Annotated in this window: 13 protein-coding genes; 9 read left to right on the top strand and 4 right to left on the bottom strand. The window is 68.8% G+C overall.

Features of this window, described 5'->3' with window-relative positions; genetic code table 11:
• Window positions 1-259: 259 nt before the first annotated feature.
• Window positions 260-532, bottom strand: a complete 273-nt coding sequence (locus tag ACM14_RS28590) for a hypothetical protein (protein WP_065348024.1) — start codon at window positions 530-532, stop codon at window positions 260-262.
• A 453-nt stretch (window positions 533-985) separates the two neighbouring features.
• Between ACM14_RS28590 and ACM14_RS28585 the strand changes: the two genes are divergently transcribed.
• A complete protein-coding gene (locus tag ACM14_RS28585; RefSeq protein WP_016453925.1) occupies window positions 986-1,405 on the top strand; it encodes a hypothetical protein in 420 nt (139 codons plus the stop codon).
• A 177-nt stretch (window positions 1,406-1,582) separates the two neighbouring features.
• Complete coding sequence (locus ACM14_RS28580; protein WP_065348023.1) at window positions 1,583-4,459, top strand: aconitate hydratase; 2,877 nt, start codon at window positions 1,583-1,585, stop codon at window positions 4,457-4,459.
• 142 nt (window positions 4,460-4,601) lie between these two features.
• On the opposite strand, the gene ACM14_RS28575 is transcribed toward ACM14_RS28580, so the two are convergent.
• On the bottom strand, window positions 4,602-5,501 hold the full coding sequence (locus ACM14_RS28575; protein ID WP_065348022.1) for a LysR family transcriptional regulator: 900 nt from the start codon (window positions 5,499-5,501) through the stop codon (window positions 4,602-4,604).
• Between the two features lie 136 nt (window positions 5,502-5,637).
• Between ACM14_RS28575 and ACM14_RS28570 the strand changes: the two genes are divergently transcribed.
• From ACM14_RS28570 to ACM14_RS28560, 3 genes are all read left to right on the top strand, one after another.
• Window positions 5,638-7,341 (top strand): acyl-CoA dehydrogenase family protein, encoded by a 1,704-nt coding sequence (locus ACM14_RS28570; RefSeq protein ID WP_065348021.1) that lies wholly within the window; start codon window positions 5,638-5,640, stop codon window positions 7,339-7,341.
• A gap of 75 nt (window positions 7,342-7,416) precedes the next feature.
• A complete protein-coding gene (locus ACM14_RS28565; RefSeq protein ID WP_034391509.1) occupies window positions 7,417-8,421 on the top strand; it encodes a tripartite tricarboxylate transporter substrate binding protein in 1,005 nt (334 codons plus the stop codon).
• A 157-nt stretch (window positions 8,422-8,578) separates the two neighbouring features.
• Window positions 8,579-9,694, top strand: coding sequence for a CaiB/BaiF CoA-transferase family protein (locus ACM14_RS28560; RefSeq protein WP_065348020.1), 1,116 nt, complete (start codon window positions 8,579-8,581; stop codon window positions 9,692-9,694).
• Window positions 9,695-9,708: 14 nt separating this feature from the next.
• Here the strand turns inward: ACM14_RS28560 and ACM14_RS28555 are convergent, their stop codons facing one another.
• Both ACM14_RS28555 and ACM14_RS28550 read right to left on the bottom strand, forming a co-directional pair.
• Window positions 9,709-11,364 carry a GDYXXLXY domain-containing protein gene (locus ACM14_RS28555; RefSeq protein ID WP_065348019.1) on the bottom strand — a complete coding sequence of 552 codons (1,656 nt, stop codon included), beginning with the start codon at window positions 11,362-11,364 and terminating at the stop codon, window positions 9,709-9,711.
• A complete protein-coding gene (locus tag ACM14_RS28550) occupies window positions 11,361-12,332 on the bottom strand; it encodes a DUF2157 domain-containing protein (protein ID WP_034398293.1) in 972 nt (323 codons plus the stop codon). The genes ACM14_RS28555 and ACM14_RS28550 overlap by 4 nt, the downstream gene beginning before the upstream one ends.
• Window positions 12,333-12,579: 247 nt before the next feature.
• Here ACM14_RS28550 and ACM14_RS28545 point away from each other — a divergent pair, with 247 nt between their 5' ends.
• The 4 genes from ACM14_RS28545 to ACM14_RS28530 all read left to right on the top strand — a co-directional run bounded on the left by ACM14_RS28545 (window position 12,580) and on the right by ACM14_RS28530 (window position 17,892).
• Window positions 12,580-13,113 (top strand): hypothetical protein, encoded by a 534-nt coding sequence (locus ACM14_RS28545; protein ID WP_012204368.1) that lies wholly within the window; start codon window positions 12,580-12,582, stop codon window positions 13,111-13,113.
• Between the two features lie 136 nt (window positions 13,114-13,249).
• Window positions 13,250-14,719 carry a cytochrome c oxidase accessory protein CcoG gene (ccoG, locus tag ACM14_RS28540; RefSeq protein ID WP_065348018.1) on the top strand — a complete coding sequence of 490 codons (1,470 nt, stop codon included), beginning with the start codon at window positions 13,250-13,252 and terminating at the stop codon, window positions 14,717-14,719.
• A 245-nt stretch (window positions 14,720-14,964) separates the two neighbouring features.
• Window positions 14,965-16,818, top strand: a complete 1,854-nt coding sequence (gene ilvD / locus ACM14_RS28535; RefSeq protein WP_065348017.1) for a dihydroxy-acid dehydratase — start codon at window positions 14,965-14,967, stop codon at window positions 16,816-16,818.
• Between the two features lie 81 nt (window positions 16,819-16,899).
• Complete coding sequence (locus ACM14_RS28530) at window positions 16,900-17,892, top strand: Bug family tripartite tricarboxylate transporter substrate binding protein (protein WP_012204371.1); 993 nt, start codon at window positions 16,900-16,902, stop codon at window positions 17,890-17,892.
• Window positions 17,893-17,965: the final 73 nt, after the last annotated feature.

The raw sequence follows: 17,965 nt of genomic DNA, 5'->3' as shown, positions 1-17,965 counted from the left end.
CGCCAAAGGAAAGTAGGCAAAGCAAAGGCGACCCGAATGCCCGCGACCCCTTCGCTGCGCTGCGGGGCAACCTGCATCGGGCCGCCTGCGGGGTTCGCCGCAGAACTCACTGCGCGCTGCGCGCTCCGTTCAGACAACTGCGGCGAGTCAGTTGACGAAGCAGTCCTGTCCTTCGGCAGGACTGCAACCCCGCAGGCGGCCCGACGCAGGCGCTGACATACGGGGAGTGGGCTCGGGCCTTCGCTGCGCTGGGCCCGGGTCAGGGGGGTGCGCTGCTTTTGACGTAGGGGGAGCAGCCCACGGCGACGACTTCGCCGCTGGTTTCGCTGGCCAGCATGTCGGCGCTGTTGCGGATGGTGCGCAGGGCGCTGGCGAGCACGTCCAGGCGGTTGCTGGTTTCGGGCGTTTCCAGCCACAGCAGGGCCATGCGGGAGAGTGCCGAGATTTCGGCACAGCCTTGCTGTACCAGGCGGTCCACCTCGGTCACGACCTGGGTGAAATGCTCGGCGCTGGGTGGGGGTCTGGGTGTCATGGCTCGGCTCTCCTTGCAAAGGTGAGGCGGGCCATCGAGATGGATGCGATGTACATGGTTCCGTGCTCCTATTCGAGACTGAACCACCAGGCCGGGTTTTCAAGCTCAGCAATGGTGGACGGGATGTTGAAAACACGAGAATAGTCGTGCGGGCAGCCTTGCGGTGAGCCCCATCCCGTCCCAAACCGTTCGGATGCAGGCAAGCGCCCACGATCCAAGCAAATCAGACGTGACAAGGCCTCGCTATCGGGGAGGCCGCTCCGCTATTCTTCAAAGGTGTTTTCAAGCACCAGCCCCTTAACAGGGGGCTGGTGCGGATTGTGGCATAGCGACTGGAGTTGCTCCAGCGGGGCTGGCATGACCTGGCAGGTCATGGACTCGGGGGCGGTGGCGGCGGAGCATCGGTGGGGCCGGCTTGCGAGGTGCATGCCCGGCAATCCACAAGGAGTGCTGATGCCGATGTTTTCCCATGCCCGTTTCCTGCCCCGCACCCTGTGGGCCGACGCCATCTGCTGCGCCGCTGCCGGCGCGGTGCAGCTGGCCTTTGCGCAGCCGCTGGCCGTTGTCACGGGGTTGCCGCAGGCGCTGCTGCTGGGCACGGGGTGCTTCTTGCTGGCCTGGGCCTGCGTGGCTGGCTGGGGCGCTTGCCGCATGCCGCGCAGCAGGGGGCTGGTGGCGCTTGCCGTGTTCGGCAACTTCGGCTGGGCCCTGGCCTGCGGGGTTGTGCTGTACAGCGGCGTGCTGGAGCCTGCGCCCGCAGGCTGGGCATGGGTGCTGGGCCAGGCGGCCATCGGCGTGGCGCTGGGCGATCTGCAGTGCGCGGGGTTGTGGCGCAGCCGGGCTTCGCTGGCCGGTTCGATGACAGCCCTGTGAAAGCCTGCCGCTTTTGCTGCGCGGACAGCGTTGTCCGCGTGTGACTATCGCCAATGGACCACAGCATCCGCGGGCACTTCTGGGCACAATGGAAATCAGAGTCTTGGTACATGCCCAGCAGCCCGGAAAAAGGCGGCGCGCATGTGCCTTCCCAGAGTTTCATCCAGGAGTCTCACGATGCGCCACGAATATGAAAACACCCTCAAGTCCTTTGCTGCGGCGGGGGGCAAGAAGGGCAAGTTCTTCTCCCTGCCTGAACTGGCAAGGCAATATCCACAGGTCCGGCGATTGCCCGTGTCGCTGCGCATCGTGCTGGAGTCCGTGCTGCGCAACTGCGATGGCAACAAGGTGACGCGCGAGCATGTGGAGCAGCTGGCGAACTGGAAGCCCCAGGCCGAGCGCGTGGACGAGATCCCCTTCGTGGTATCGCGCGTGGTGCTGCAGGATTTCACGGGCGTGCCGTTGCTGGCCGACCTGGCCGCCATGCGCAGCACGGCCGCCAGGCTGGGCAAGAAGCCCAAGTCCATCGAGCCGCTGGTGCCCGTGGACCTGGTGGTGGACCACTCCATCATGGTGGACTACTTCGGCACCAAGAAGGCGCTGGACCTGAACATGAAGCTGGAGTTCCAGCGCAACAAGGAGCGCTACCAGTTCATGAAGTGGGGCATGCAGGCCTTCGACACCTTCGGCGTGGTGCCGCCGGGCTTCGGCATCGTCCACCAGGTGAACCTGGAGTACCTGGCGCGCGGCGTGCACAAGACCAAGGACGGCGTGCACTACCCCGACACCCTGGTGGGCACGGACAGCCACACGACCATGATCAACGGCATCGGCGTGGTGGGCTGGGGCGTGGGCGGCATCGAGGCCGAGGCGGCCATGCTGGGCCAGCCCGTGTACTTCCTCACGCCCGATGTGGTGGGCTTCGAGCTGTCGGGCCAGCTGCGCGAGGGCGTGACGGCCACCGACCTGGTGCTGTCGGTGACCGAGATCCTGCGCCGCGAGAAGGTGGTGGGCAAGTTCGTGGAGTTCTTCGGCGAAGGCACGCGCACCCTGGCGCTGCCCGACCGCGCCACCATCGGCAACATGGCGCCCGAGTACGGTGCCACCATGGGCTTTTTCCCCGTCGATGAAAAAACCATCGACTACTTCAGGGGCACGGGCCGCAGCAAGGCCGAGATCGAGGCCTTCGAGGGCTATTTCCGCGCGCAGGAGCTGTTCGGCGTGCCGGCCGCCGGCGAGATCGACTACTCGCATGTGGTGCGTCTGGACCTGGGCACGGTGGCGCCCAGCCTGGCCGGACCCAAGCGCCCGCAGGACCGCATCGAGCTGGGCAATGTGTCGTCCAAGTTCGATGAGCTGTTCAGCGCCCCTGCGGCGCACAACGGGTTCAACCAGCCGATGGAGCGGCTGGGCCGGAGCTTTCGCGTAGGCGGTGGCGGTGAGGGCGAGGTGGCGCCCGAGACGCCGGCCCATCCGCCCGGCGCGCAGCGCTCGCTGGCCGAGATGGAGGCCAACAAGCCCAAGCTGGAGGCCGCCCACAGCGAGGCGCCGGTCGATGCCCCCACGCCGCCCAAGCGCCTGAGCATCGCCAACGGCGACGTGCTGATTGCCGCCATCACCAGCTGCACCAACACCTCCAACCCCAGCGTGATGCTGGCCGCCGGCCTGCTGGCCAAGAAGGCGGTGAAGGCCGGGCTCACGGTGCAGCCGCACATCAAGACCTCTCTGGCGCCGGGCTCGCGCGTGGTGACCGAGTATTTGACCGAAGCCGGCCTGCTGCCCTACCTGGAAAAGCTGGGCTTTGCGCTGGCCGGCTACGGCTGCACCACCTGCATCGGCAACGCGGGCGACCTCACGCCGGAGCTCAACGAGGCCATCACCAGCAACGACCTGGTCTGCGCGGCCGTGCTGTCGGGCAACCGCAACTTCGAGGCGCGCATCCACCCCAACATCAAGGCCAACTTCCTGGCCAGCCCGCCCCTGGTCGTGGCCTATGCCATTGCCGGCACGGTGCGCCGCGACCTGATGACCGAGCCCGTGGGCCAGGGCAAGAACGGCCGTGACATCTACCTGGGCGACATCTGGCCGACCAGCGAAGAGATCCACGCGCTGATGAAGTACGCCATGAACGGCAAGGCCTTCCGCGAGAACTACGAGAAGGTGCGCTCCGAGCCCGGCAAGCTCTGGGAAAAGATCCACGGCGTGACGGGCGCCACCTATACCTGGCCCGAGAGCACCTACATTGCCGAGCCGCCGTTCTTCGATGATTTCCGGCTTGAGCTGGAAGCGCCCGCCGCTGGCGCCGAAGGCTCCAACCCCTACGTGGTGCACGGCGCGCGCGTGATGGCGCTGTTCGGCGACTCCATCACCACCGACCACATCTCGCCGGCCGGCTCCATCAAGGAAAGCTCGCCCGCAGGCCAGTGGCTGCTGGCCCACGGCGTGCAAAAGGCCGACTTCAACAGCTACGGCTCGCGGCGCGGCAACCATGAGGTGATGATGCGCGGCACCTTTGCCAACGTGCGCATCAAGAACCTGATGATTCCGGCGCAGGCCGATGGCTCGCGCGAGGAGGGCGGCCTGACGCTGTACCGCGACGGCACGGGCCAGGTCACCAAGATGCCCATCTACGACGCGGCCATGAAGTACCAGGCCGAGGGCCGTGCCACCGTGATCTTCGCGGGCGAGGAATACGGCACGGGATCGAGCCGCGACTGGGCCGCCAAGGGCACGCAGCTGCTGGGCATCAAGGCCGTGGTGGCGCGCAGCTTCGAGCGCATCCACCGTTCCAACCTGGTGGGCATGGGCGTGTTGCCGCTGCAGTTCCTGGGCACGGACAGCTGGCAGACCCTGGGCCTGACGGGCGAGGAGTTCGTGGAAGTGATTCCCGCCGCCGACCTGGCGCCGCAAAGCGAGGCCCAGCTGGTGATCACGCGTGCCGACGGCAGCAAGCAGACCGTGGTGGTCAAGCTGCGCATCGACACGCCCATCGAGGTGGACTACTACCGGCACGGCGGCATCCTGCCGTACGTTCTCAGGCAGCTCCTTGAATGAAGTTGGAAACCCCCTGAGCCGCTATGCGGCTTCCCCCTGGAAGGGGGACGACACCCTGGCGGCGGGGCGGCCCTTGCTCGGTGTCCCTCGCGTTTGGGTCACGCCAGTTTTGGACATAGTGAACTGAGCAAGGGTGTGGCGTTTATGGCTGCTGCCCCAGCCTGCCCACGCTGTCGCGCAGGTGGGCCAGCAGCGATTCGACCAGGGGCTGCACATGGCCCGGGTGCCACATGGCCTGCATCTGCGACTGCGGGTGCCGGCCCTGGATGGGCACGAAGGCCAGCCCCGGAAAGCCCACGCGCTGCAGGCAGGACGGAACCAGGGACACGCCCTGGCCCAGCGACACCATGGACAGCACGGACAGCCAGTGCCGCACCTCGTGGTGCAGGTCGGGCGTGAAGCCTTCGCTCTGGCAGATCTGCCAGATCTGCTGGTGGTAGTCGGGCGAGACCTGGCGCGAGAACAGCACCATGCGCTCGCCCGCCAGCTGGCGCACCTGCAGCATGCGCTGGCCGGCCAGCGCATGGCCTGCGGGCAGGCAGGCCATGAAGGGCTCGCTCACCAGGGTGTGTGATTGCAGGCCGGGCGCGGGGCGCGTGGCGTGCAGCAGGCCCAGGTCCAGCCGCTCCTGCTGCAGGGAGGCGATCTGCTCTGCGCTGTTGAGCTCCAGCATGTCGATGCGCACCAGCGGGTGCCGGGCGCGAAAGCTCTCCAGCGCCTCGGGCAGCCCGCGGTAGATGGCTGAACCCACAAAGCCCAGCCGGATGCGGCCCTGCACGCCGTCGGCGATGGCGCGCATGTCCTGGCGCACGCGCTGGGCCTGTTCCATGATGTCCTGGGCCTGCACGCGCAGGTGCTTGCCGGCGGCCGTGAGCCGCACCTCCTTGCTGGTGCGCTCGAACAGCTGGGCGCCCAGCTCTTCCTCCAACTGGCGGATGGCCACGCTCAGCGGCGGCTGGGAGATGGACAGGCGCTGGGCTGCGCGGCTGAAGTGCAGCTCCTCGGCCAGCACCAGAAAGTACCTCAGTTGTCTCAGCTCCATGGCGTTCTATCCGGTTTGACTATTGATCAATACGTTATCGATATTTGACTCGAATAGAACTGTTTCCAAGAATGGGGGCATCCCCAAGACCCGGAGCCCATGCGCCCGGGCCCGGTTCCCGCACAGGAGACAGACCATGAACCCCGAACCGCAGGCGCTGGCCGCCATGCAGTCTTCCCCCGCCCAGGCTTTCCAGGCCGTGCCCGACCGCCACGGCAGCAACCTGTACACCACCGATTCGCAGTTGCAGCCGCTGTTGGCGCTGTACCTGCCGCCCGAGGTGAACGCGCACCTGCAGCCCCATCTGGAGCGCATGGGCGCGCTGGCCGGCCGCGAGATCGATGAATGGGCGCTGACCGCCGACCGCAATCCGCCCGAGCTGGAGCACCGCGACCGCACGGGGCGCGATGCGCAGCGCATCGTCAAGCACCCGGCCTATGTGGAGATGGAGCGCATTGCCTATGGCGAGTTCGGCCTGGCCGTCATGTCGCACCGCACGGGCGTGCTGGGCTGGGATGGCAAGCTGCCGCCGCTGGCCAAGTACGCGCTGACCTATCTGTTCGTGCAGGCCGAGTTCGGCCTGTGCTGTCCGCTGTCCATGACGGACTCGCTGGCGCGCACGCTGCGCAAGTACGGCGAGCCGGCCCTGGTCGAGAAGTACTGGCCGCGCATGACGCAGCTGCGCTTCGAGGACCAGGCCCAGGGCGCCATGTTCATGACCGAGCAGGCGGCCGGCTCGGACATCTCCAACACCCAGACGCTGGCCCGCCCGGCCGCCGACGGCAGCTGGCGCCTGTCCGGCGACAAGTGGTTCTGCTCCAACCCCGATGCCGACTTCGCCATGGTGCTGGCGCGCGTGGAAGGCGCGTCGGCGGGCATGAAGGGCATCTCGCTGTTCCTGCTGCCGCGCCGGCTCGATGACGGCTCGGCCAACCACTACCGCATCGTGCGGCTCAAGCACAAGCTGGGCACGCGCTCCATGGCCAGCGGCGAGATCGTGCTCGACGGCGCCGTCGCCTACCTGGTGGGCGAGCAGGGTCGGGGCTTCGTGCAGATGGCCGACATGGTGAACAACTCGCGCTTGTCCAACGGCGTGCGCTCGGCCGGGCTGATGCGCCGCGCCGTGGCCGAGGCCGAGTACGTGGCGCGTGAGCGCCGCGCCTTCGGAAAGGCCCTGCAGGACATGCCGCTGATGCAGCGCCAGCTCGACAAGCTGCGCATCTACTCCGAGCAGGCCCGCACCATGGTGCTGCAGACGGCCCAGGCGCTGCAGCGTTCGGACGCAGGCGAAGACGGCGCCTACGCGCTGCTGCGCATCCTCACGCCCATGATCAAGTTCCGCGCCTGCCGCGACGCGCGCAAGGTCACGGGCGACGCCATGGAAGTGCGCGGCGGCTGCGGCTACATCGAGGAATGGAGCGACCCGCGCCTGGTGCGCGACTCCCACCTGGGATCGATCTGGGAAGGCACCAGCAACATCGTGGCGCTGGACGTGATCCGCGCCATCAAGCGCGAAGGCTCTCTGCCCGTGCTGCGCGACCACGCGGCCCAGTTGCTGGCCCAGACCGAGGCGGCCACGGACTTCAAGGCCGCGCTGTCGGCCAGCATGGACAAGGCTGCGGCCCTGGCCCTGCGCGCGGCCGAGGAGGGCGGTGACCGCCTGGCGCGCGCCGCCGCCTCGGGCCTGTACCACTGCTTCACGGCCACGGCCATGGCCTGGGAGGCCTCGTGCACACGCAGTGCCGAACGCATGCGCTGGGCCCAGCTGGTGCTGCTGCACCGCGTGCTGCCGCGCGACCCGCTGGCGGCAGGCGACCTGCCCGAAGGCTGGACACGCTGAGCCCATTGACCGCACCGACCCAGAACACACATCCCGTCCACAGGGATGACCGCACAAGTACCGGAGACAAACACCATGCCTTGCACTGACCCGAAGCCGTCCTTCCAGAAACGCCGATTCCTGTGGGCCTGTGCGCTCGCCGCCACCGCCGCGCTGCCGGCCGCCGCCCTGGCCGAACGCTTTCCCGAGCGGCCCATCAGCTTCGTCGTTCCCTTCCCGCCCGGCGGGCCCACGGACGCCATGGCCCGCACGCTGGCGATATCGCTGACCGAGACGCTGGGCCAGAGCGTGATCGTGGAGAACAAGGCCGGTGCGGGCGGCAACATTGGTGCCGACTTCGTGGCGCGCGCCAGGCCCGACGGCTACACCATCATGTTCGGCACCTCGGGGCCGCTGGCCATCAACAAGCACCTGTACCGCAAGATCAACTACGACCCGCAGACCAGCTTCGCGCCCATCATCCGCGTGGGCCACCTGCCCAATGTGCTGGTGGTCAATCCGGCGACCAAGGCCACCACCGTGCAGGAGCTGATTGCGCAGGACAAGGCCAAGCCGGGCAGCCTGGACTATGCGTCCTCGGGCAACGGCGCTTCCTCGCACCTGGCGGGCGTGCTGTTCAACAAGATGGCCGGCACCTCGCTGCAGCACATCCCGTACAAGGGCACGGGGCCGGCGCTCAACGACCTGCTGGCGGGGCAGGTGAACATGACCTTCACCGACATCCTCACCGCCATGCCCTACATCAAGGCCGGCAAGTTCAAGGCCATTGGCGTGGCCACGGAAAAGCGCTCCCAGGCCATGCCCGATATTCCCACCATCGCCGAGCAGGGCCTGCCCGGCTACGACGTGAGCGTGTTCTTCGGCGTGGTGGCACCGGCCGGCACGCCGGCCGACCGCATCGAGACGCTGAACGCGGCCTTCCGCAAGGCCCTGAGCAGCGAGCGCATCCGCAAGACCTTTGCCGACCAGGGGCTGGAGCCGGCATCGGATCTGTCGCCAGCGGGGCTGTCGACCTTCATCGCGCAGGAAGTGACCAAGTGGAAGGCTGTGGTCGATGCCTCCGGCGCCAAACTGGATTGAATAGATGGAGAACACCCCCTGAGCGGCTACGCCGCTTCCCCCTCTCTCGCACGCGGGAGTGGGACGGCGCCTCCGCTGCGGGGCGGCCCTTGCTGGGCGCCCCAGTGGCTTGAAACACGCCAGTCTTGCACCTTGTGCCAATGAAGAAAGAAACTTTATGAGCAGAGCCAATGGTGCCCTCCAGGGCATCCGTGTCCTCGACCTCTCCCGCATTCTTGGTGGCCCGCTGTGCGGCCAGATCCTGGGCGACCACGGTGCCGACGTGCTCAAGGTGGAGCCGCCGCAGGGCGACGATACGCGCGCCTGGGGGCCGCCGTTCCAGGACGGTGTCTCTTCCTACTACCGGGGCCTGAACCGCAACAAGCGGCTGCAGTTCCTGGACCTGTCCCAGCCCGAAGGCCAGCAGGCCGTGCTGGCGCTGATGGAGCAGGCCGACGTGGTGGTGGAGAACTTCAAGATCGGCACCATGGAGAAATGGGGCATTGGCTGGGAGCAGGTGCGCGAGCGCTTTCCGCGCCTCATCTGGTGCCGCGTCAGCGGCTTCGGCGCCGATGGCCCGTTGGGTGCCTGGCCCGGCTATGACGCGGCCATCCAGGCCATGACGGGGCTGATGAGCGTCAACGGCGAGGCCGGCGGCGATCCGCTGCGCGTGGGCCTGCCGGTGGTGGACATGGTCACGGGCATGAACGGCGTCATCGGCGTGCTGCTGGCGCTGCAGGAGCGCCAGCGCAGCGGCCTGGGCCAGCTGGTCGATGTCTCGCTGTACGACAGCGGCATCTCGCTGCTGCACCCGCATGCGGGCAACTGGTTCATGAGCGGCAGGACGCCGGGGCGCTCGGGCAACGCCCATCCCAACATCTACCCCTACGACAGCTTTGCCACGGGCACCACGCCAGTCTTCCTGGCCGTGGGCAACGACCGCCAGTTCCGCCTGCTGTGCGAGCACCTGGGATGCCCGCAACTGGCGGCCGACGAGCGCTTTGCCACGGCCGGCCAGCGTTCCCACCACCGCGATGCGCTCAAGCCGCTGCTGGAGCAGGCCTTGCAGGCCAGCGACGGCCCCGCGCTGGCCGATGCGCTGATGGCCATCGGCGTGCCCGCCGCGCCCGTGCTGGGCGTGGACGCGGCGCTCAACCACCCGCATACCCTGCACCGCGAGATGGTGGTGGAGATGGAGGGCGGCTACCGGGGCCTGGGCGCGCCCGTCAAGCTCAGCCGCACGCCGGCCAGCTACCGGCATGCGCCGCTGGCCGAGGGCGACAGTTTCGAGTGATTTGCGTGGTGCGCTCAGGGCACGATGGGGCGCAGTTGCGCGTCAGCCATGCCCACCAGCAGCGCGCGCCCGTCGGGCTCCACGCGGAACTCGCCGTAGCGGGCCTGCTCCCAGCGCTGGCCATCGCCTTCGCGGAAGTACCAGGCATCCGTCACCAGCGTCCACCGGCCGCCGCGCGGGGTGAGTTCAAAGCGCTGCTCGCCGGGCGCCAGCGGCTCGCTGGCCGTGCCGGTGCGCAGCCACTGCACCACGCCCTGCTCATCGAGCTTGCCGATGGCGTAGAGGCGTCCGCTGCGCAGGTTCTCTTTCTCCACGTCCCTGTCCTCGGAAGGCAGGCGGAAGTTCAGGCGCATGTAGTCGCCCTGCATCAGGGAGCGCGGGTCCACCGGCGCCAGTTCCACGAACACCTTGCGGCCCTGGGCGATGGTGCGTTCCTTCTGCGCAATGCCGATATTGGCCACCGCCAGCGTGCAGGCCGCCGTCAGCACCACCAGCCACGGCGCCCAGCGCTGCAGGGGCACGGCGCCCGATGCGGCGGCGGTCGCCGCGCTGCCTGGCAGGGATGCGGCGCGCGGCCCTGCCCAGGCCAGCAGGCCCAGCAAGGCGCCGCAGCCGGCCAGCACCAGGGCCTTGGTGGCCAGTGGCCAGGCCAGCTGGTAGTAGAAGCTGCCCACGATCCAGGCCGCAGCCAGGGCGGCCGCTGCGGCCTGCCGCCAGCGGCCGCTGGTGCCGGTCACCGCCAGCGCCAGCAGGCAGGCGCCCAGCCAGGGCAGGAAGGCACTCAGCACGGCCAGCACCACGGCAGCCACGGCGGCGCGCGGCTGCCGCAGCGTGGGCCATGCGCGCTGGGCGAACCAGGCGGCTGCCAGGGCCAGCACGGCCGAGCCGGCCTGCGTCAGAACGCCCATGGAGATGTTCGGGGCGGCTTCCTGCGCCAGCTCGCCTGCCAGGCCGCCGCCCAGCACGCCGGCCACCATGAAGCTCCTGCCGGACAGAAAGGCCAGGCCAGCCAGCACCGCCAGCAGCCAGCCCGTGGCAAAGGGCTCCAGCGCCGCCGCCATGCGGGTCTGTGTCGCAGACTGCCCCAGCGCGCGCCACTGGGCTGCCAGCAGCAGCATCCAGAGCAGCAGCGCCGCATGCACGATGACCCAGGTCGGCAGGCCTGCGTACAGGGTGGATGGATCGTTGTCCGGCCAGAGCATGGTGCAAAACAGCAGCGCGCAGGCGGCGCCCAGCAGCACGCGCAGCCAGGGCCTTGGAATGGCGGCCGTGCAGGCCAGCGCAATCGCCAGGCCTATCGCGCCCGCAGCCTGCCCCGACAGGTCGCGCGCCAGGCCAAAGCCCAGCAGGCCTGCGCCGGTCAGCATGGCCGGCAGGGCCAGCTGCTCCAGGAAGACGGGCAGCTCCTCGGCGCGCAGCACGGCCACCGCTGCGGCCAGCATCATGGCGCCGATCACATAGGTGCCGGCGCCGCGCTCTATCCAGTCGGACAGGGCAAACGCAAACAGAATCAGCAAGGGCAGAAGGGCCAGCCAGGCGCCCAGCGCCGTGAGCAGCACCACCGCCCAATGGCGGTCGTTGGCGGCAGGGCGGCGGTCCTGCAAGGCGGCAGGCGGCAGGATGCCCTGGTCCACGGCCTGGCGCAGCAGGGTGTCGTGTTCGTGGCTCATTGAAGGCCTCCTTCCGCGTTGCGTGACATTCGAAGCACCAGGCTGACCGTGGCCGCCAGCAGGCACGCAGCGCCCAGGCCCACGAGCAGCAGCATGCCCGTGAAGTCCGCCCCCAGTTTCTCCAGCAGCAGGTAGACCAGGCCGCACACCAGCAGCACGTTCAGGCCCAGCGCCGCACCGCTGAGCAGGAAGATGTCGAAATGCCTGCGCAGGCCCGCCAGCGCCGCCGCGCCTGCCAGCAGCACCAGCCCCAGCGGGTACTGCGGCGCCACCGTGCTGTGGAACAGCCCGCTGATGGCGGTGGAGGTGATCATCGCCAGCGCCAGCGCGCCCGCGCCGCGCAAGGCCCACAGCCCCGCGCCCGTGAAGCGCCGCAGGGCCGGTGCCATGACCGCGGTGACGGCAAGGGCGGCGCCCAGGGCCACGGCATGGACGCCCAGGTCGCGCGACTCCACCTCCCAGAACTGCGGCGTATGGGCCTGCGCCCACAGCGCAATGCCCGTCATGGCAACCACCACCCAGGGCACCCAGACGCCATCGCTGCGCGCCGCCAGGGCCAGCGGCAGGGTCAGCGCTGCCCACAGCGCAAACAGCTGCCAGGGGTCCGCTCCCGTCTGGTAGGTCTGCCCGAAAAAGGCGAATAGCGCACCCGTGCCCAGCAGCGCCAGCACCGACAGCGGCACGCGCGCCGCCGCGCGCCATGCCGCGCCAAGACACATCACGAGCACGAAGCCCTGCAGCAGGGCAAAGCGCTGCATGCGGCCCATGCTCTCCCAATTGGCGGCAATCCACAGCACGATGCCCAGCCCACCCAGCGCCGCGCCCAGCAAGGCCACCACGGGCCACAGGCGTGTTCTGAGCGCAGCCGGTTCCTGCTCGAATCCCGCCAGTGCAAACAGCTGCACGGCGGCCTTGCGGTCCAGGCCATGTTGGCGGACAAGGTCATGCAATAGGGGGCGCAGGTTCATGGTGCGGACGTTCCTTGGCTTGAAGAGTCGGATGCCCGACTGTGCCAGAACCTCGCGTGCATGGATGGCGGCGCAGGACGGCATTCCGGCGAGCCGGGGGAGCCGTGGGAAGATCGCGGCCAGAGTCCTGCCATCCTCTTGCCGTTGCTCCTTTGCCCAATCCTGCCGACATGCCTTTCCTGCCTGCCCCTTGCCCCGGTGCGCAAACGCACCAGCACCAGCACCCACAACCTGCAGGGCAGGCGCGATGAAGCGCGGCGATGCGCTGGACGGGCAGATCGAGTGGCAGCCCGTCACCCGGCCTGCCGCCATCGCGCTGACGGCCTTTGCCGCCTGGATCATCTGGGGCCACTTCTTCAGCCAGGGTCACTGGCTGCTGCTGCTGGACAATGCCAACCTGGCACTGCACGAAGCCGGGCATCCGCTGGTGGCCCTGTTCTCGCAGCATCTCTCGGTCTACGGCGGCACGCTGTTCCAGCTGCTGTTCCCGGCCCTGTTCATGCGCCATTTCCACAGGCAGGGCCAGCGCACGGGCTGGATTGCCGCGCTGATGTGGCTGGGAGAGAGCCTCATGAACGTGGCCCACTACATGAAGGACGCGCGCGCCCAGGTGCTGCCGCTGGTGGGCGGGGGCGACCATGACTGGACGGAAATCTTCAGCCGCTGGGGCGTGCTCCAGGCCGATGTGCGCATCGGCACGCTGACGGCGCTGCTGGGTCTGTGCCTGGTGCTGTGGGGGCTGCGGCTTGCCGTTGCGGCGCTGCGCTCGCCGCAGGCCTGACCCGCCATCTGATACGGTCGAATCCGCTGCATCTGCTGCTACCGCCAGGGCAGGGCGCTGGGCATAGTCCAGGCAGTCCCCGGCAATTCATGACAAGCCCGCATCAAGGGCGCACCGGCCGGGGCGAGGGCCCCGCATGTCAGAACGACCGAAACCGCTTCCCGATGAAACCGCCGCAGCCCCCCGGCCGCGGCCCGCGCCACGCAAGGTGATTCCCATCGCCGATGCCAGCGCGGATTCCCCGCTGTTCGAATCGCGCAGGAAGATCCAGCCGCGCTCCATCACGGGGCGCTTCACCCATTGGCGCTGGGCCATGGTCTGGCTCACGCAGCTGTTCTTCTATGGCATTCCCTGGCTGCAGATCCATGGCCGGCAGGCCCTGCTGTTCGACCTGGAGCAGCGGCGCTTCTACGTCTTCGGCTGGCTGCTGTATCCGCAGGACTTCATCTACCTGGCGGTGCTGCTCATCGTCTCGGCACTGGCGCTGTTCCTGTTCACCACGGTGGCCGGGCGGCTGTGGTGCGGCTTTTCCTGCCCGCAGACGGTCTACACCGAGCTGTTCATGTGGGTGGAGCGCCGGCTGGAGGGCGACCGCAGCGCGCGGCTGCGGCTGGACGGCAGCGGCTGGAGCGCGGAGAAGATCGCGCGGCGCGGTGGCAAGCATGCGCTGTGGCTGCTGATCTCGCTGTGGACGGGGCTGACCTTTGTCGGCTACTTCGTGCCCATCCGCAGCCTGCTGCCCGAGGTGCTGGCGCTGACCGGCGCATGGCAGATCTTCTGGGTGCTGTTCTATGCGCTGGCCACCTACGGCAACGCGGGCTTCCTGCGCGAGCAGGTCTGCAAGCACATGTGCCCCTATGCGCGCTTCCAGAGCGCCATGTTCGACAAGGACACCCTGGTCGTCACCTACGACACCGCGCGCGGCGAGTCGCGCGGCCCGCGCCACAAGGGGGTGGACTACCGGGCCCAGGGGCTTGGCGACTGCATCGACTGCACGCTGTGCGTGCAGGTCTGCCCGGTGGGCATCGACATACGCGACGGCCTGCAGTACGAATGCATCGGCTGCGGCCTGTGCATCGACGCCTGCAACAGCGTCATGGACCGCATGCACTACCCGCGCGGGCTGATCCGCCTGTCCACGCAGAACGGCGTGGCCCGGGGCTGGCGCCAGAGCGAGCTGGTGCGCCGCATCTTCCGCCCGCGTGTGCTCATCTACGGCACGGCGCTGGTGGCCATCTCCACGGCCATGGTGGCCAGCCTGGCGCTGCGCACGCCGCTGAAGGTGGACGTGGTGCGCGACCGGGGCACGCTGTCGCGCATCGTGGCCGGCGGCCAGATCGAGAACATCTACCGCGTGCAGATCGGCAATGCCACGGAGCAGGACCAGCGCTATGTGCTGTCGGCCTCGGGCATCGAAGGCCTGCGCGTGGCTTCTGAGACCGAGGTGGACGTGGGCGCGGCCCAGGACCGCTGGGTCGTGGTGCGGCTGCAGGCGCCCTATGGCGCGGCCGGCCCTGGCTCGCACGGCGTGGAGATCACGGCCACGGCGGTGGGTGACCCGGCGCTTTCCAAGCAGGCGCACAGCACGTTCCTGGTGCCGCGCTGAGGGGCCGGTTGGATGGATTGATTCAGGAGTACAGCGCAGTTGTTGTGCACGATGCCTGGTCCGCTGCAGCGCGGACTGGCATCGGTTTTGAGGCCCCGGAAGTTTGTTCCGGGGCCTTTTTTTCCGTCCATCTGGCGCCGAAGGGCGGCCCCCCAGGCGACTCCCGGGCGACACGATCTGGTGTAAATGCTCATAGGGAAATCCGCAGACCCCGCTATGGTGGGCGGCTGTTTTCCGTCCCGCGTATGAACAAGAAACCTGCCTCCCCCGACAACGTCTTTTCCGAGTCCAGCGCCTCCGCATCGCTGGCCGCCTCCACCACCACAACCAGCACCACCGACAGCAGCCCGGCAGCGGCCACGCCCAAGCCCACGCCCTTTCGCTCCGCCCTGATCCGCTCCGGCACCATCCGTGCCACCACGCGCAGCTTCCTGCATGCCCTGGGCCAGGACGACGAAGACATAGAGCGCCCGCACATCGGCGTGTTCCACACGGGCGGGGAGATGAGCCCCTGCAACCTCAACCTGCGCGACCAGGCCCAGCATGCCAAGACCGGCATCTATGCCGGGGGCGGTACGCCGCATGAATGCCCGGTGGTGTCGGTCAGCGACGGGCTGACCATGGCGCATTCGGGCATGCGGTTCTCGCTGGTCTCGCGCGAGCTGATCGCCGACAGCGTGGAGGCCTCGGTGCGCGGCCACCAGTGGGATGGCATCTTCGCCATCGGCGCCTGCGACAAGAACCTGCCGGGGCTGATGATGGGCATGGTGCGCTGCAATGTGCCCAGCGTCTTCGTGCATGGCGGCTCGGCCCTGCCGGGGCAGGCGCCCGGCGTGCACGGGCGCGACCTGAACGTGGTCGATACCTACGAGACCATCGGCCAGGTGCTGGCCGGCACCGCCACGGCGCAGGACCTGGAGGCCATGAGCCGCGCCTGCCTGCCCACGGCCGGCGCTTGCGCAGGCCAGTTCACGGCCAACACCATGGGCATGGTGAGCGAGGCGCTGGGCCTGGCGCCCATCGGCTCCAGCATGGTGCCCGCCGTGTTCAGCGAGCGCGCACCGCTGATGCGCCGCGCCGCCCGCCAGCTCATGCAGGCCGTGTGGGCCAGCGCCGAAGGCGGCGGCCCGCTGCCGCGCGACATCATCACGCGCCGGGCGCTGGAGAATGCCTGCGCCGTGGTCAGCGCCACGGGCGGATCGACCAATGCCGCCCTGCACCTGCCGGCCATCGCGCACGAGGCCGGCATCCGCTTCCACCTGGACGACGTGGCCGAGATCTTCGCGCGCACGCCGCTGATCGCCGACCTGCGTCCCGGCGGGCGCTTCCTGGCGCGCGACGTGTACTACATCGGTGGCGCCGGCGTGATCCTGCGCACGCTGATGGAGCAGGGCTTTGTCCACGGCGATGCGCTCACCTTCACGGGCCGCACCCTGGCCGAAGAACTGGCCGATGCCGCGCCGCCCGATGGCGAGGTGGTGCGCACGCCCGGCAATCCCATCACGCGCGACGGTGGCCTGACCGTGCTCAAGGGCAACCTCTGCCCCGATGGCGCGTTGCTGAAGACGGCCGGCCTCAAGACCCTGGTGCACCGGGGCCCGGCGCGCGTCTTCGAGTCCGAGGAACAGGCCCAGGCCGCCGTGCAGGCCATGCAGTACGCGGCCGGCGATGTCATCGTCATCCGCAACGAAGGCCCGCGCGGCAGCCCCGGCATGCGCGAGATGCTGGGCATCACCGCGCTGCTGTATGGCCAGGGCATGGGCGACAAGGTGGCCCTGCTGACCGATGGACGCTTCTCTGGCGCCACGCGCGGCCTGTGCATCGGCTACGCAGGCCCCGAGGCCGCCGACAACGGCCCCATTGCCGCGCTGCGCGACGGCGACCTCATTGCCATCGACGCCCGCGCCGATGCGCGCAGCATCACGGTGGAAATCGGCGAGGCCGAACTGGCCGCACGTCTGGAGCAATCAGCCGCCGCGCGCCGCCAGGCCCCGCCGCTGGGCGGCGTGCTGGAAAAATACGCGCTCACCGTGCGCCCGGCCCACCAGGGTGCGGTCACGCATTCGGGCCAGGTGGTCTGGCTGCGCGACGACAGTTGAAGCCGCCGGGCTGGCACGCATTTCCCCCGCTGTTCCCCCACTGTTTTTTTCAGAGTTTCAATTTCAACCGGAGACATACGCATGAACATCGACCGCCGCCAATGGCTGGGCACCGCTGGAGCGGGTGCGCTGCTGGCCAGCCTGGGCCAGCAGGCCTGGGCGCAGGCCCAGGGCCCCATCGAGACCCTGAACATCATCACCGGCTTCGCGGCCGGAGGCACCTCGGACGCCATCTGCCGCCGCGTGGGCACCAAGCTGTCGGGCTATGCCAAGACCGCCGTGGTTGAAAACCGCACCGGCGCGGGCGGTCAGATCGCCATCAGCTACGTCAAGGGCCGGCCCGCAGACGGCGCCACCTTGCTGCAGACGCCCACGTCCATGCTGTCCATCTACCCGCACATCTACAAGAAGCTGCCCTATGACCCGGTGGCCGACCTGGCGCCAGTCACCGTGGGCTGCATCTTCGATTTCGGCTTTGCCGTCGGCCCCGCCGTGCCCGCCAGCGTGACCACCGTGCCCGAATTCTTCGCCTGGGCCAAGGCCAACCCCGCAGGCGCCAACTTCGGCTCGCCCGCTCCCGGCTCCACCCCGCACTTCATCGGCGCCCTGCTGGGCCAGCATGCCGGCGTGGACTTCAAGCACGCCGGCTACCGCGGCACCCAGCCCGCGCTGCTGGACATGCTGGGCGGCAACGTCTCCGCCGTCTGCGGCCCCGTGGGCGACATGCTGCAGCACCTGGCCGGCGGCAAGATGCGCATCCTGGGCGTCAGCGGCGCCAAGCGCAGCCGCTTCGCACCCCAGGTCCCCACGCTGGTGGAGCAGGGCTACAAGGACATGGCGCACAGCGAATGGTTCGCCTTCTTCGTGCCCGCCAAGACACCCGCCGAGACCGTGCAGCGCCTGAACGGCCACATGCGCAAGGCCCTGGCCACGCCCGACGTGGTGGACAGCCTGGCCACCTTCGGCCTGGACGCCCAATCCTCCACCCCCGCCGAACTGGCCGCGCTGCTGCAGTCGGAACTCGCCAAATGGGGCCCCATCGTCAAGCGCGTGGGATTCACAGCTGAGGGCTAAAAAGAATAAAACGGGCCGAGCGAAGCGACGGCCCGCCCCATGCCCACTCCCGTATGTCAGCGCCTGCGTCGGG

The organism is Delftia sp. JD2 (assembly GCF_001682645.1).
Classification (GTDB): Bacteria; Pseudomonadota; Gammaproteobacteria; order Burkholderiales; family Burkholderiaceae_C; genus Comamonas; species Comamonas acidovorans.
The sequence above is the reverse complement of the archived record's forward strand: the minus strand, read 5'-3'. Positions and strand labels throughout refer to the sequence as shown.

What these genes read in the sequence shown, in the direction of transcription:
- ACM14_RS28565 (WP_034391509.1), top strand. Translation starts at nt 7,417, where the DNA reads ATGCCTTGCACTGACCCGAAGCCGTCCTTCCAGAAACGCCGATTCCTG.
- ACM14_RS28585 (WP_016453925.1), top strand. Translation starts at nt 986, where the DNA reads ATGCCGATGTTTTCCCATGCCCGTTTCCTGCCCCGCACCCTGTGGGCC.
- ACM14_RS28530 (WP_012204371.1), top strand. Translation starts at nt 16,900, where the DNA reads ATGAACATCGACCGCCGCCAATGGCTGGGCACCGCTGGAGCGGGTGCG.
- ACM14_RS28555 (WP_065348019.1), bottom strand. Translation starts at nt 11,364, where the DNA reads ATGAGCCACGAACACGACACCCTGCTGCGCCAGGCCGTGGACCAGGGC.
- ACM14_RS28545 (WP_012204368.1), top strand. Translation starts at nt 12,580, where the DNA reads ATGAAGCGCGGCGATGCGCTGGACGGGCAGATCGAGTGGCAGCCCGTC.
- ACM14_RS28560 (WP_065348020.1), top strand. Translation starts at nt 8,579, where the DNA reads ATGAGCAGAGCCAATGGTGCCCTCCAGGGCATCCGTGTCCTCGACCTC.
- ilvD (WP_065348017.1), top strand. Translation starts at nt 14,965, where the DNA reads ATGAACAAGAAACCTGCCTCCCCCGACAACGTCTTTTCCGAGTCCAGC.
- ACM14_RS28590 (WP_065348024.1), bottom strand. Translation starts at nt 532, where the DNA reads ATGACACCCAGACCCCCACCCAGCGCCGAGCATTTCACCCAGGTCGTG.
- ACM14_RS28580 (WP_065348023.1), top strand. Translation starts at nt 1,583, where the DNA reads ATGCGCCACGAATATGAAAACACCCTCAAGTCCTTTGCTGCGGCGGGG.
- ACM14_RS28550 (WP_034398293.1), bottom strand. Translation starts at nt 12,332, where the DNA reads ATGAACCTGCGCCCCCTATTGCATGACCTTGTCCGCCAACATGGCCTG.
- ACM14_RS28575 (WP_065348022.1), bottom strand. Translation starts at nt 5,501, where the DNA reads ATGGAGCTGAGACAACTGAGGTACTTTCTGGTGCTGGCCGAGGAGCTG.
- ACM14_RS28570 (WP_065348021.1), top strand. Translation starts at nt 5,638, where the DNA reads ATGAACCCCGAACCGCAGGCGCTGGCCGCCATGCAGTCTTCCCCCGCC.
- ccoG (WP_065348018.1), top strand. Translation starts at nt 13,250, where the DNA reads ATGTCAGAACGACCGAAACCGCTTCCCGATGAAACCGCCGCAGCCCCC.